Origin of the sequence: Sphingomonas sp. (assembly GCF_042091075.1) — a bacterium.
Taxonomy (GTDB): domain Bacteria; phylum Pseudomonadota; class Alphaproteobacteria; order Sphingomonadales; family Sphingomonadaceae; genus Sphingomonas.
The window spans coordinates 1-13,533 of the sequence record NZ_JBELIE010000086.1; the positions used below are offsets into that span (position 1 = coordinate 1).

The window sequence follows — 13,533 nt, forward strand, 5'->3', positions numbered from 1 at the left end:
GGCGGTGAAGGTGCTCGGTGGTCGCCTGACCAAGGCGGCATTCGCACATCTGGCGGAACACCGCATGCCCGACGGGCGGGTGCTGATCGATAGCTATCATTGCAGCCGCTACAATCAGAATACCGGGCGGCTGACCCCCGCGATGTTCGCGGCGGTCTTCGATCGCGCGCTGGCGGTGCGCGCGGATATGGAGCGCGGTGCCGCCGCGCCGATCACGCGGGCGTGAGGTCCGCGATGATGCGGCGGGCCTGCGATCGCCGCGTCAGACGTCCTGCACCAGTCGGCCGTACAGGTCCGGCCGGCGGTCGCGGAAGAAACCGAAGGCGGCCCGGTGGCGCTTGACCCGGTCGAGATCGAGCGTCGCGACGATCACCCCCTCTTCCTCGCGATCGAGTTCCGCCAGGATATCGCCGCGCTCGTCGGTGATGAAACTGGTGCCGTAGAAGGTCTGCCCCCCTTCCTCGCCGCCGGGCTCGGTGCCCACCCGGTTGGCGGCGATCACCGGCACGACATTCGATACCGCATGCCCCACCATCGCACGCCGCCACAGCCGCGCGGTATCGAGGCTGGTGTCGTGCGGCTCGCTGCCGATCGCGGTGGGGTAGAACAGCACTTCCGCCCCCATCAGCATCATCGCGCGCGCGGTTTCGGGATACCATTGATCCCAGCAGACGCCGACGCCCAGCGTGGTACGGTCCGGCCCCTTCCACACCTTGAACCCGGTATTGCCGGGGCGGAAGTAGAATTTCTCCTCATAGCCCGGCCCGTCGGGGATATGGCTCTTGCGATAGACGCCCTGTACCTCGCCATCGGGTCCGACCATCGCCAGCGAATTATAGTGGTGCGGTCCATCCAGTTCGAAGAAGCTGGTCGGGATCCATATCTTCAGCGCTTCGGCGAGCGCCTGCATCGCCAGCACCGCTTTATGTTCGCCAACCGGCGCGGCGTTGGCGAACAGCGATTCGTCCTCGACGCGACAGAAATACTCACCCTCGAACAATTCGGGCGGCAGGACCACCGTCGCACCGCGCGCATGCGCCTGACGGACGGCGTCGGACACCTTCGCGATGTTCGCGTCGATATCGGCGGAAAAGGCGAGCTGGATCGCGGCGACGGTAATCTCGGTCATGCGCGCGCACATAATGGCCGATCCGGCGCAGCGCCATATGGTGTATGCGATCCCGCCATCATGGGGCCACCATCATGGGATCGTCACGCCAGCGCGATAGGATTGACCAATGACACCGATCGACCTGCTTTTCCCGACCTATCGCCAGATGCTGCGGATGCTGTCCGGCCTGCTCGACAAGGCACAGCAACAGATGCCGGATCACGCCGAGGCGCTGCTATCGGCGCGGCTGGCCGACGATATGTACCCGCTGGCGACGCAATTGCGCTTCGCTGCGTTGCAGGCGCAGGAGGCGGCGTATCGCATGCGCGGCGAGGCGATACCCGACCGCCTGCTCGCGCTGGGCGCGGAGGCGCGCGACGTCGATGCGGGCCCCGGCTCGATCGCCGATGTGCGGCGACGGATCGACGAGGCGCTCGCGCATCTCGACACCGTGGCGGATGACGTGCCCGACCCTCAGGCGCCGGTCGCGCTCGAACTGCCCAACGGCATGGCGTTCGACATGACCGTGGAGCAATACGCCCGCGACTGGGCATTGCCGCAATTCTATTTTCACGCCGTCACCGCCTACGCCATCCTGCGCCACCATCATGTCGCGATCGGCAAAGCCGATTACGTGCCGCACATGTTCGCCTATCTGCGGCCTGGGACGGTGCCGGGCGCCTGACCGGGCGCACGGGCGCGGCTTCCTATCCGATCAGCAGCCCCGCCAGCGCCGCGCTCATCAGATTGGCGAGGCTGCCCGCCGCCAGTGCACGCAGGCCCAGCCGCGCGATCGTCGCGCGCTGGTTCGGCGCCAGGCTGCCGGTCACCGCCATCTGGATCGCGATCGACGAGAAATTGGCGAAGCCGCACAAGGCGAAGGTGACGATCGCGATGGTACGCGGGCTCAGCTGCCCGGCCTGCTTGCCGAGATCGATATAGGCGACGAATTCGTTGAGCACGATCTTTTCGCCGAACAGCCCGCCCGCGATCCCCGCCTCGTTCCACGGCACGTTGAGCAGGTACATCACCGGCTGGAAGACATAGCCGAGCAGCCCCTGAAAGCTCAGTCCCGGCAGGCCGATCCATCCGCCGACCGCGCCGAGCAATCCGTTGGCGAGCGCCACCAGCGCGACGAACGCCAGCACCATAGCACCGACCGCCACCGCCAGCCGCACGCCGGTCTGCGCGCCCTGCGCCGCCGCCATGATCAGGTTGGCGGGCTTCTCCTCGTCATGCGTCGCCTCGGGCAGCGGCTCGCCGGGGATCGGATTCGGCTCGCCCTCGCCGGGCAGCGCCGCCGGGCCCAGCCCGGCGCCGATGCGGCGGCTGGCGGCCAATCGTATCTCGCGCCCATCATCGGGCAGGTCGCCCAGCGGAAGTTCGCCCGCCGGCGGCTCGCGGCGATCGGGCATGATGATCTTCGCCATCAGGATGCCGCCCGGCGCGGCCATGAAGCTGGCCGCCAGCAGATATTCGATGCTGATCCCCATCGAGGCATAGGCCGCCAGGATCGTTCCCGCGACCCCCGCCATCCCGCTGGTCATCACCGTGAACAGCTGCGCCGGGGTCAGCGCGGCGAGATAGGGCCGGATGACCAGCGGCGATTCGCTCTGCCCGACGAAGATGTTCGCGGCAGCGCACAGGCTTTCGACCTTGCTGGCGCCGATCACCTTCTCGATCGCGCCGCCGATCCAGCGGACGACCAATTGCATCACGCCGAGATGATACAGGATCGAGACGAGGCTCGCGAAGAAGATGATCACCGGCAGCGCGGCGATCGCGAAGCTTTGTCCGCCGACCGCGGGACTGGCCAGATTGCCGAACAGGAATTCGGTGCCGCGCTGCGAATAGCCGAGCAACGCCGCCACCCCCGCCGATGCCCCCGCCAGCGCGGCGCGGCCGGGGGACCAATATAGGACGACCACCGCGATCAGCGCCTGCAACGCGAATGCGCTGGCGACGATGCGTGGCCGGATCGCGCGCCGGTCCGCGGACAAGAGCAGTGCCAGCAGCAGGATCACGCCGATGCCCGCGATGCCGATCAGGATTCTCTGCATTGTTGCGCTATTTCCGCGTTGTGCGAGCCGACGCGGCCCCCCGCGCGAGCGCATAGCTTTGGCATGGGGCGGCGGGGTTGGCCAGCGGCTTTGACGGCACGCCGCGTATCATGCCGGCCGTCGCGCGGCTTGCCCCGCCCGATCCGCATCCGCTAGGAAAGATCATGCAAACCGCCCCCGCGCCGCCGATGTCGCGCTCGCTGCTCGCCTTTTCGATCTTTTATGGGGGCATGACGTGCATCGCCGGCGTGCTCGGCAACAAGCAGGTCGCCTTGGGGCCGCTGGCGGTGGAGGCGGGCATCTTCGCCTTCCTGTTGCTGGTCGTCACGTCCAGCGCGGTGGCCGAACTGCACGGGCGGACATTTGCCAACCAGTTGGTGCTGCTCGGTTTTATTCCGCTGCTGGTATCGATCCTGCTGTCGCTCATCGTTCGCGCGCTGCCCGCCAGCCCGGAGATGCAGCCCGCCCATCGCGATGCGATCCAGCTGGTGCTCGGCGCGACGTGGCGGATCTGGATCGGCGGAATCGTCGCTTATGGCATTTCCCAGACGCTGAACGTCACAATCTTCTCCTGGCTGAAGGGGCGGGAAGGCGCATCGCTGCTGTGGCTGCGCGCCGGGCTGGCGAGTGTCTTGAGCCAGGTGGTGGATACGTTGCTGTTCGTGACGATCGCCTTCCTCGGCGTCTTCCCGATCGGCGAATTGCTGCTGGGGCAGATGATCGCGAAGGTCACGCTGTCGGCGTTGCTGGTGCCGCCGCTGATCTATGTCGCGGTCGCGCTGGGGCGGCGGCTCGACGCCTGACCTTTCCGTGCCCGGCGCGCGCCGCTATGGCGCGCGGATGACCGATGCCACATTCTCCCCGGCGATGAAGGCCGAAACGCTCGTCGAGGCGCTGCCGTATCTGCAACGCTATGCGGGCAAGACATTCGTCGTGAAATACGGCGGCCATGCGATGGGCGATCCCGAGGCGCAGGCCGATTTCGCCGAGGACGTGGTGCTGCTGAAGGCGATCGGCATCAATCCCGTCGTCGTCCATGGCGGCGGCCCGCAGATCGGCAGCATGCTGAAGCGGCTGGGCGTCGAATCACGCTTCGTCGATGGCTTGCGCGTCACCGATGCGCAGACCGCGCAGATCGCCGAAATGGTGCTCGCCGGATCGATCAACAAGGAAATCGTCGGCTGGATCGGGCGAGCCGGCGGGCGCGCGGTCGGCATTTCGGGCAAGGATGCCGGGCTCGTCCAGGCCGAGAAGGTCGGGCGGAACCAGCCCGATCCGTTGCAGGGGATCGAGCGCAACGTCGATCTGGGCTTCGTCGGCGAGCCGGTGGCGGTCGATCGCCGGATCATCGATTCGCTCAGCCGCGACGGAATCATCCCGGTGATCGCGCCGATCGGCATCGGTGCCGACGGGCATACCTATAACATCAATGCCGATACGATGGCCGGCGCGATCGCGGCGGCGCTGGGCGCGGCGCGCTTCTTCCTGCTTACCGACGTGGCGGGGGTGCTCGACAAACAGGGGCAGCTCGTCACCGATCTCGATCCGGCGGCGGTGAAGGCCCTGCGTCAGGACGGGACGATCTCGGGCGGGATGATCCCCAAGCTGGAAACCTGCGTCGCTGCGGTCGAAGCCGGGGTCGATGCGGCGGTGGTGCTGGACGGCCGTGTGCCGCACGCGATGCTGCTGGAAATCTTCACGAAGCGTGGCGCGGGGACGCTGATCCGGCGGGGGTGATCACCGATCACGCACGGACTAGCGCGCACGCCTCGCCGCGCCCTATATCCGCCACAAACTGACGGAGACGTGCCGCGTGCTGATGCTAACCATCATTCAGATCCTGCAGGTGATCTTTCAGGTCGTCCGCTGGGTGATCCTGATCCAGTTCGTGCTCTCGCTGCTGATCGTCTTCAACGTCATCAATACCTCCAGCCCGTTCATCCGCTCGCTGCATGACGGGCTCGACCGGCTGACCGAGCCGCTGTACCGCCCGATCCGCCGCTTCCTGCCCGCGACCGGGGGGATCGACTTCGCGCCGATGGTGGTGCTGCTGCTACTGGTGATCCTCAACATCATCCTCAACAACATCGCCGCCAGCGTGATGATGGGCGGCAGCGCGCTCTGACCGCGTGGCGCGTCACCGATGCGGGGCTGACGATCGCGGTGCGGGTCACGCCGCGCGGCGGGCGGGACGTGCTGCTGCCGGGGACGGACGCGCATCTGGTGGCGCGCCTGTCGGCGGCGCCGGTCGACGGCGCGGCGAACGCGGCGCTGATCGCGCTGGTCGCCAAACATTTCGGTGTCGCCAGGCGCGACGTGACGCTGATCGCGGGGCAGACCGCGCGGCTGAAGCGGGTCGCGATCACGGGCGATGCCGGGGCGCTGGCGGAAATCGCCGCCGCGCTCTATGCGACCATCGCATGAGTGCCCGGATCATCGACGGAAAAGCCTTTGCCGCTGCCCTGCGCGTCCGCGTCGGGCAGGCGGCGTCGCACTTCACCGCCCGGATCGGGCGCAAGCCCGGCCTGGCGGTGGTGCTGGTGGGGGAGGATCCTGCCTCGTCGGTCTATGTCCGCTCGAAGGGCAAGGCCACCGTCGCGGCGGGCATGGAGAGTATCGAGCATCGCCTGCCCGCGGATACCGATCAGGCGACGCTGACGGCGCTCATCGATCGGCTGAACGCGGACGAGGCGGTCGACGGGATCCTCGTCCAGCTGCCGCTGCCGCGCCACATCGATGAGCGCGCGGTGCTGACGCGGATCGACCCCGACAAGGATGTCGACGGCTTTCACCCGGTCAATGCCGGACGGCTGGCGACCGGAATCGACGGCCTGGTGCCGTGCACCCCGCTCGGCTGCCTGATGCTGCTGCGGGACATTCATCCGCATCTGGCGGGGCTGGAGGCGGTGGTGATCGGCCGCTCCAACATCGTCGGCAAGCCGATGGCGGCGCTGCTGCTGCAGGAAAGCTGCACCGTCACGACCGTCCACAGCCGCACGCGCGACGTGATGGCGCATGTGCGTATGGCGGATATCGTCGTCGCCGCGGTCGGCATCCCCGGCTTCGTCCGGCGCGACTGGATCAAGCCCGGCGCGACCGTGATCGACGTCGGCATCAACCGTACCGAAACGGGGCTGGTCGGCGATGTCGATCCGGCGGTGGCGGAAGTCGCCGGGGCGATCACTCCGGTGCCCGGCGGGGTCGGGCCGATGACGATCGCGGTGCTGATGCGCAATACGCTGGTCGCCGCCTGCCGGCGCGCCGGCCTGCCCGCGCCCGACGCGCTCTGATCGGACGCGCCGCGATGCTTGAATTGTTCATTTCGGCCTTTGTCACCTTCTTCGTGGTGATCGATCCGCCGGGCTGCGCACCGATCTTCGCCGGGCTGACCACCGGCGCCGATCCCGCGCACCGCCGCGCGATGGCGGTACGGGCGGTGGTGGTCGCGGCGATCATCCTGGTCCTGTTCGCCTTCATCGGCGAGCCGCTGCTTCACGGGCTGGGGATCGAGCTGGCCAGCTTCCGGATCGCGGGCGGGATCATGCTGTTCCTGATCGCGCTGGAGATGGTGTTCGAAAAGCGCACGCAGCGCCGCGAGGATCGCGCATCGAAAATCTCGCCGGAGGAGGCCGACGACGTGTCGATCTTCCCGATGGCGATGCCGATGATCGCGGGGCCGGGATCGATCGCGACGGTCATGCTGCTGATGTCGCGTGCCGACGGCGCCGAGCAGGCGGCGGTGGTTCTGTCGGCGCTGGGCGCGAACCTCATGCTGATGCTCGTCGCGTTGCTGGCGGCGGGGCCGCTGATGCGCGTGCTGGGCGTGAAGATCGAGGCGGTGATCACGCGGTTGCTGGGGGTGCTGCTCGCCGCGCTGGCGGTGCAATTCGTGATCGACGGCGTGGTCGAGCAACTGCGCTGACGGTGGCCCCTCGTCCCCGCGCAGGCCTGTCCGGCGCGCGGGAAATGGGGCGGCGCTATTCGATGCGGAACGCGCGCAGCGGCGTCTTGCCGGGGATCGCGAGCGGCACCAGCCAGTCGAACCGCTCACCCCGCGCCAGCCGCGCATAGAAGCCGTTCGGCGCCTTCGCACGGTAGTTGGTCGATTCGGCCATATTCGGGCATACCAGCAGGATCGTCGCGCCATGCCGCCGCATGATCGCGCGCGCCGCCTCCGGCGAGCGTTCGAACGCATGGTGGACGTCCAGGATCGCGTCACCATTGCGATGGTACGGCCCGGCGACCGCGCGATGATGCGTCACCGTGATGAGGCGCGGGCCGAGATCGACGAAGGTGAACATCGTCTGCGCCGGCCAGCGGTTGAGCGGCGCCATTGCGGGGATCGTCAGGCAGCGCCCGGTGGCGCGGTTGACGCGCTGCACATAGGGTTTGGGCGGGTCGATACGGAACCAGCCGATCGCCAGTTGCGCGAATGATCCCGAGACGAGCACGAACGCCGCCGCCGCCGCCGCGGCCTTCGCCCACCAGAAACGCGGCGCGACGAACCACGGCATCATCAGCCAGATCAGCGCGGCCGCACCGGGGATCGCGAGCAGCTGTGCCGCCGGCCCGGCGCGCACCTGCCACAGCAGCATCAGCGCGGCGAACGTCCCGAACAGCGCGACGCACGCCCAGCCCACCAGCGCCCGGTCGCGGCGCGCACGCCACGTTGCCAGGATCGCGCCGATCAGTCCGATGATCGGCAGCGTCGCGATCGGGATCGCCACCCGCAGCGGGTGTTTGTAGATCGGCTTGGCCTCGCGGACATTGGCCAGCCACGACTGATACAATTCGGGCGTCACCTGCTCCGGGCGGCCCAGGCATTGTGGAAAGGCCAGCGCGAAGAACGCCGCCACCACGCCCCCCGCGACCACCGCCGCCGCCAGCCGCACCCCGGGATGGCGCGGTGACCACCACGCCAGCACCAGCAGCAGCCCGCCCGCCAGCACGACCGTCGACAACCACACCGGGGTCAGCGCGTCGCAGCGCAGCGCGCGATTGGCGATCGAGGCGAACAGGGCGAAGCCGGCCGCCGCCCCGCCGCCAAGCGACAGCGCATAGGCCGCGAGACGCGGGCGCTCGCCCGCGTCCCATACCCAGGTGAGCGCGATGATACCGCCCGCCATCGCGGCGTAAGGCAGCATCTCCAGCCCGATCGTCAGCGATACCGCGGTGGCGATGCCCACCAGCGCACCGCCGCGCGCGCCGCGCGGATCGCATAGCCCCGCCACCGTCACCGCCAGCATCGCCAGCTGCCAGCCGTGGTGATCGATCCGGTCGGGCATGAACATGCCGAGGCAGACCGTGGTGGCGAGGAACAAGGCGATCCCCAAGGGCCAGGCGAGCGGCGCGACCAGCCGGCGCAGCGTCGCGCCCAGCGCCACCAGCGTGATCGCCATCGGCAGCAGCGGCGCGATGCCACAGGCCAGCTTCTCCGCCTCCACCCCGCCGACGATGGGGCGCAGCAGTACGATCAGTCCGGCGATCGGCAGGTCGACGAGCCGCGACCAGTGGATGTTGAAGCCGACCGGCGGATCGAGCCGATAGTTGGTCAGGTCGAACCAGCCCTGTCCGGCGAGCCATCCGCGGACCTGCATCAGCCGCATATTGTCGTCGGTATCGCCCAGCGACAGCCACTGGATCGCCGCCCAGCGTTGCCAGACGTACCAGATCGCGATGCCAAGCCACGCCAGCAACGTCAGCCGCACCCAGTGTCGATCGATCAGGGCCTGCACCCGGACGGGAAGCAGGTGGGTACGGGGATGGGTCAAAACACTTCCTTCACGCCTGCCGCTTTATTACAGGGCGTTTACGGCTGCGTGCTTACGCCCCGCCGCGCAAAGGGCAAGTTTTTGGGGGCAAGGTTTTGGCTTCGGTTCGCTCTCCATCTCTCGCCAGCGCGACGACGCGCGAGGCATTCTGGCAGCTGGTTCGCTTTGGCATCACCGGCTGCGCGGTGACGCTGTTCTACGCCGCGGTTTATTGGCCGCTGGCGACCTATGTGATGAACCCCAATATCGCGGTGGTGATCGCCTTTTTCGCGGCGACCGCGGTGGGGCGGTTCGCGCATGGCGCGGTCAGTTTTCGCGGTTACGGCACCCGCTCCGCGCGAACGGCACGGCGCTTTTTCCTTGTCCAGCTGTTCGGCTTCGTGCTTCAGCAGGGCTTCACCTGGATTTTGGTGACCGGGCCCTTCTTCCATGGCCCGACGTGGTGGCCGCTGGTGCCCGCCGTTTCGGTGGTGCCGCTGCTGACGTTCGGGCTGCAACGCAATTGGGTATTCAAATAAACCATGGATCGCCGTGTCTACGACCGGATGGCCGAGCATGATTCCACGCATTGGTGGTATCGCGCGCGCCGCGACATCCTCGCCGAGTTCCTTCACCGCGAAGGACGCCTGCCGAAGGAGGCGGCGATCCTGGAGATCGGTTGCGGCACCGGCCACAATCTGCCGATGCTGGCGCAATTCGGCACGGTCGACGCGATCGAGATCGATCCCGCCGCGCGCGCGATCGCCAGCCAGCGGCTCGGTCGCCCGGTAGGTGAGGCGCCGCTCCCCGCGCTAACCGGGGTGCCGCGTGGCAGCTACGATCTGATCGCGGTGCTCGACGTGGTCGAGCATATCGAGGACGATGTCGCCGCGCTGGCGGCGATGCGGGAATGTCTGGCGCCCGGAGGCAAGATCCTGATCGCGGTGCCGGCGCATCAGTGGATGTGGAGCGCGCACGACGTCGTCAACCACCACCATCGCCGTTATTCCAAGGCCGGGTTGGTCCGGGCGATCCGTGCCGCCGGGATGAAGGAGCGCGGGTTGACCTATTTCAACTCGCTGCTGTTCCCGCTGGCAGCGGCGGCGCGCGTCGCCGGGCGAATGACCGGGCGCGACGACAGCGACGATTCGCCCCCCGCCGCGCCGGTCAACGCGCTGTTCGAGCGGATCTTCCGCGTTGAGCGCCATCTGGTCGGCCGGGTGCCGATGCCGGTCGGCGTGTCGATCCTGACGCTGGCGGAACCGGCATAGGCGGGGCGATGCGCCTCCGCGCGGCGCGGCGACCCTGATCAGTCGCCGATAAGGTGCAGCATCACATGGCGCCGGTGCGGCATCGCGCGATGTTCGAACAGATAGATGCCCTGCCACGTCCCCAGCGCCATCCGCCCCGCGACCACCGGGATCGACAGCGACACCTGCGTCAGCGCGGTCTTCAGATGCGCGGGCATGTCGTCCGGTCCTTCGTCATCATGCTCATAGGCAGATGATTCGGGCGCCAGTCGCGTGAAATAGCGCTCGATATCGCGGCGGACCGCAGGCGCGGCGTTTTCGTTGATCAACAGCGAGGCGGAGGTGTGCCGACAGAAAAGGGTCAGCAATCCGGTATCGATCGCGGTATCGGCCTGCCAGTCCGCCACGTCCCGCGTGATGTCCACCAGCCCCGCGCCGCGCGTCGCGATCGTGAGTTCGTGCGACGCCTGCCGCATCAGAACAGCCGGCCGCCGTCCGGCACGGGCACGCTCGGGCCGATCAGCACCACCTTTCCCGCGGCGTCAGGAAAACCCAACGTCAGTACCTGCGACATGAACGGTCCGATCTGGCGCGGCGGGAAATTGACCACCGCCGCCACCTGCCGCCCGATCAGCGTGTCGCAGCTGTAATGTTCGGTGATCTGCGCCGAGGAGCGCCTGGTCCCGATCACGCCCCCGAAATCGATCGTCAGCTTGAACGCCGGCTTGCGCGCCTCGGGAAAGGGCTCCGCCGCGACGATCGTGCCGACGCGGATATCGACCGCCAGGAAATCGTCGAAGGTGATGTCGGCCGCGGCGGCGGCGGCGGGATCTTGCGAGACGTGCATCAGAAATCCGGATTCTCGTAATAGCCGGGTGGTTCGATCCCGCTGATCCGTTCGGCCAGCAACGGGCGGAAGCTGCGGCGGCTTTTGAACGCGGAATACCATGCCTTGGTATGCGCATGCCCGGTCCAGTCGATCCCGCCGAGATAGTCGGACACCGAAATCTGCGCCGCCGCCGCCAGATCGGCAAGGCTGATCGTCGCGCCGGCAATCCATTTGCGGTGATCGAGCAGGAAATCGATATAGTCGAGATGCCCGACCGCCGACTTCATCGCCTCGCGCAGCCGCGAGGCGTCGGGGGTGGCGCGGTGTGCGATCCGCTTGATCATCCGCTCGTCGAGCAACGGCTGCGTCACGTCGCGATAGAATTGCGTATCGAACCACGCCACCAGCCGGCGGATCTCGGCCCGATCGGTCGCCGGGCCGTTGATCATCGCGACGCGCTCGACCGTTTCCTCGAAATATTCGCATATCGCCATCGAATCGACCAGGACGATGCCCCGCTCGTGATCGGTCATCACCGGGGTCTGCCCGGCGGGGTTCATGTCGATGAAAGCGTCGCGCCGTTCCCAGGGGTTTTCGCGCACCAGTTGATAGCCGACATCCTTCTCGTTGAGCAGGATGCGGAGCTTGCGCGTGAACGGACACAGCGGGAACTGATAGAGCTGCCACATAGACGAATGCTGTTAGGCCGAAAGACCGGGGCAGGGGAAGCGGCTTGGCGCGGGGACGTGGCGGCGAAGCGACGGTTCAGCGCCCCCGGCGGTCGAAATGCCACCGATCGCCCCGTTCTCGTGATCCTATCGGCGCACCTGCGATACGACAGCCGAAGGCGAGCGCCCCGCCCCGCGCGTTCTGGGACGCGCGGGGCGGGGGGATTATTCCGCTGCCTCGAGCGTTTCCGAATCGTCGAGCGGGTGGGTGAGGCGCGTCAGCATCTCGCGCGGGACGATTTGCCAGAATGACGCCGCGACCCGGTCCCAATCCTCGAGCAGGCCGCGTGACCAGCGGCTGTCGGTGGTCTGGGCATGTTCCGCGATCAATCCGCGCAGCACTTCCTCCCAATGCGCTGCCGCGACGCGCTGCCACACGATGCTTTCGGGGTTGGCGCGGCGGGCGAAGCTGCCGTGGGGATCGTAGACGAACGCCATGCCGCCGGTCATGCCTGCACCGAAATTGGCGCCGACGTCGCCCAGCACCACGGCGATACCGCCGGTCATATATTCGCAGCCGTTCGCGCCGCAGCCCTCCACCACCACGGTCGCGCCCGAATTGCGCACCGCGAAGCGCTCGCCCGCCTGGCCGGCGGCGAACAGCCGGCCCGACGTCGCACCGTAGAGCACGGTATTGCCAATGATCGTATTGTCCTGGCTGGCCAGCGGCGAGGATACCGCCGGGCGAACGATGATCGTGCCCCCGGACAGCCCCTTGCCGACATAGTCATTGGCGTCGCCGAACACCTCCAGCGTGATGCCGCGGCACAGGAAGGCGCCGAGCGACTGCCCCGCCGAGCCGCGCAGCCGCACGGTGACATGCCCGTCCGCCAGCTTGGACATGCCGAACGTCCGGGTGATCTCGCTCGACAGCCGCGTGCCGACCGCGCGATGCGTGTTACGCACGGAATAGGTGAGCTGCATCTTCTCCCCGCGCGAGAACACCGGCGCGCCGTCCTTGATGATCTGCGCGTCGAGGCTGTCGGGCACTTCGTTGCGGAAGGTGCTGAGCGAGAAGCGCCGTTCCGCATCGGTCGCATCGACCTTGGCAAGGATCGGGTTGAGGTCGAGGTCGTCGAGATGCTCGGCGCCGCGGCTCACCTGGCGCAGCAATTCGGTGCGACCGATCACCTCGTTGAGGCTGCGGACCCCCAGCCGGGCGAGGATGTCGCGCACTTCCTCGGCGATGAAGGTCATCAGGTTGATGACTTTTTCCGGGGTGCCGACGAATTTGTCGCGCAGCTTCTCGTCTTGCGTGCAGACCCCGACCGGGCAGGTGTTCGAATGGCACTGGCGCACCATGATACAGCCCATCGCGACCAGCGAGAGCGTGCCGATGCCGAATTCCTCAGCACCCAGGATCGCCGCGATCACGATGTCGCGCCCGGTTTTCAGCCCGCCGTCGGCGCGCAGCCGGATCCGGCCGCGCAGGCCGTTGAGCGTCAGCACCTGATTGACCTCGGACAGGCCCATTTCCCATGGCGTGCCGGCATATTTGATGCTGGTCTGCGGGCTGGCGCCGGTGCCGCCGACATGCCCGCTGACGAGGATCACGTCGGCATGCGCCTTGGCCACGCCCGCCGCGACCGTGCCGATCCCGGCCGAGCTGACCAGCTTCACGCACACCCGCGCGCGCGGGTTGATCTGTTTCAGATCGTAGATCAGCTGCGCCAGATCCTCGATCGAATAGATGTCGTGATGCGGCGGGGGGGAAATCAGCGTCACGCCCGGCGTGGCGTGGCGCAGCTTGGCGATGAACTCGGTCACCTTGAAGCCGGGCAGCTGCCCGCCCTCGCCGGGCTTGG

16 protein-coding genes and 1 pseudogene are annotated in these 13,533 nt (G+C 67.6%); 10 read left to right on the forward strand and 7 right to left on the reverse strand.

Annotated features, from left to right (window positions below):
* Positions 1-226: pseudogene (locus ACFDSW_RS09995) on the forward strand (hypothetical protein); the annotation flags it as partial.
* A gap of 36 nt (positions 227-262) precedes the next feature.
* Here the strand turns inward: ACFDSW_RS09995 and aguB are convergent.
* The gene (gene aguB / locus ACFDSW_RS10000) at positions 263-1,129 is read right to left on the reverse strand and encodes an N-carbamoylputrescine amidase (RefSeq protein WP_375250143.1); all 867 of its coding nucleotides are present in this window, start codon (positions 1,127-1,129) and stop codon (positions 263-265) included.
* Between the two features lie 109 nt (positions 1,130-1,238).
* Here aguB and ACFDSW_RS10005 point away from each other — a divergent pair, with 109 nt between their 5' ends.
* The gene (locus tag ACFDSW_RS10005; RefSeq protein WP_375250144.1) at positions 1,239-1,796 is read left to right on the forward strand and encodes a DUF1993 family protein; all 558 of its coding nucleotides are present in this window, start codon (positions 1,239-1,241) and stop codon (positions 1,794-1,796) included.
* Positions 1,797-1,818: 22 nt separating this feature from the next.
* Here the strand turns inward: ACFDSW_RS10005 and ACFDSW_RS10010 are convergent, their stop codons facing one another.
* The gene (locus ACFDSW_RS10010; protein WP_375250145.1) at positions 1,819-3,171 is read right to left on the reverse strand and encodes a NupC/NupG family nucleoside CNT transporter; all 1,353 of its coding nucleotides are present in this window, start codon (positions 3,169-3,171) and stop codon (positions 1,819-1,821) included.
* Positions 3,172-3,335: 164 nt separating this feature from the next.
* Between ACFDSW_RS10010 and ACFDSW_RS10015 the strand changes: the two genes are divergently transcribed.
* The 6 genes from ACFDSW_RS10015 (at position 3,336) to ACFDSW_RS10040 (ending at position 7,093) form a co-directional block, all read left to right on the forward strand.
* Positions 3,336-3,974 carry a queuosine precursor transporter gene (locus ACFDSW_RS10015; RefSeq protein ID WP_375250146.1) on the forward strand — a complete coding sequence of 213 codons (639 nt, stop codon included), beginning with the start codon at positions 3,336-3,338 and terminating at the stop codon, positions 3,972-3,974.
* A 37-nt stretch (positions 3,975-4,011) separates the two neighbouring features.
* A complete protein-coding gene (argB, locus tag ACFDSW_RS10020; protein ID WP_375250147.1) occupies positions 4,012-4,908 on the forward strand; it encodes an acetylglutamate kinase in 897 nt (298 codons plus the stop codon).
* Between the two features lie 82 nt (positions 4,909-4,990).
* Entirely contained in the window at positions 4,991-5,296 is a 306-nt protein-coding gene (locus ACFDSW_RS10025; RefSeq protein ID WP_375250157.1) for a YggT family protein, read from the forward strand.
* A 26-nt stretch (positions 5,297-5,322) separates the two neighbouring features.
* A complete protein-coding gene (locus ACFDSW_RS10030) occupies positions 5,323-5,595 on the forward strand; it encodes a DUF167 domain-containing protein (protein WP_375182638.1) in 273 nt (90 codons plus the stop codon).
* Positions 5,592-6,461, forward strand: coding sequence for a bifunctional methylenetetrahydrofolate dehydrogenase/methenyltetrahydrofolate cyclohydrolase FolD (gene folD / locus ACFDSW_RS10035; RefSeq protein ID WP_375250148.1), 870 nt, complete (start codon positions 5,592-5,594; stop codon positions 6,459-6,461). Before ACFDSW_RS10030 ends, folD begins: the two co-directional genes overlap by 4 nt.
* A gap of 14 nt (positions 6,462-6,475) precedes the next feature.
* Complete coding sequence (locus ACFDSW_RS10040; protein ID WP_375250149.1) at positions 6,476-7,093, forward strand: MarC family protein; 618 nt, start codon at positions 6,476-6,478, stop codon at positions 7,091-7,093.
* 55 nt (positions 7,094-7,148) lie between these two features.
* On the opposite strand, the gene ACFDSW_RS10045 is transcribed toward ACFDSW_RS10040, so the two are convergent.
* Complete coding sequence (locus ACFDSW_RS10045) at positions 7,149-8,942, reverse strand: AcrB/AcrD/AcrF family protein (RefSeq protein WP_375250150.1); 1,794 nt, start codon at positions 8,940-8,942, stop codon at positions 7,149-7,151.
* A gap of 95 nt (positions 8,943-9,037) precedes the next feature.
* Here ACFDSW_RS10045 and ACFDSW_RS10050 point away from each other — a divergent pair, with 95 nt between their 5' ends.
* Positions 9,038-9,460: a GtrA family protein gene (locus ACFDSW_RS10050; protein WP_375250151.1), complete on the forward strand. Its 423-nt coding sequence runs from the start codon at positions 9,038-9,040 to the stop codon at positions 9,458-9,460.
* Between the two features lie 3 nt (positions 9,461-9,463).
* The gene (locus tag ACFDSW_RS10055; protein WP_375250152.1) at positions 9,464-10,192 is read left to right on the forward strand and encodes a class I SAM-dependent methyltransferase; all 729 of its coding nucleotides are present in this window, start codon (positions 9,464-9,466) and stop codon (positions 10,190-10,192) included.
* Positions 10,193-10,230: 38 nt separating this feature from the next.
* On the opposite strand, the gene ACFDSW_RS10060 is transcribed toward ACFDSW_RS10055, so the two are convergent.
* The 4 genes from ACFDSW_RS10060 to ACFDSW_RS10075 form a co-directional block, all read right to left on the reverse strand.
* The gene (locus ACFDSW_RS10060; RefSeq protein WP_375250153.1) at positions 10,231-10,647 is read right to left on the reverse strand and encodes a secondary thiamine-phosphate synthase enzyme YjbQ; all 417 of its coding nucleotides are present in this window, start codon (positions 10,645-10,647) and stop codon (positions 10,231-10,233) included.
* A complete protein-coding gene (locus ACFDSW_RS10065; RefSeq protein WP_375250154.1) occupies positions 10,647-11,018 on the reverse strand; it encodes a tRNA-binding protein in 372 nt (123 codons plus the stop codon). Before ACFDSW_RS10065 ends, ACFDSW_RS10060 begins: the two co-directional genes overlap by 1 nt.
* Positions 11,018-11,689, reverse strand: coding sequence for a glutathione S-transferase family protein (locus ACFDSW_RS10070; RefSeq protein ID WP_375250155.1), 672 nt, complete (start codon positions 11,687-11,689; stop codon positions 11,018-11,020). Before ACFDSW_RS10070 ends, ACFDSW_RS10065 begins: the two co-directional genes overlap by 1 nt.
* 204 nt (positions 11,690-11,893) lie before the next feature.
* A partial coding sequence (locus ACFDSW_RS10075; RefSeq protein ID WP_375250156.1) for a glutamate synthase-related protein occupies positions 11,894-13,533 on the reverse strand: 1,640 nt, incomplete at its 5' end.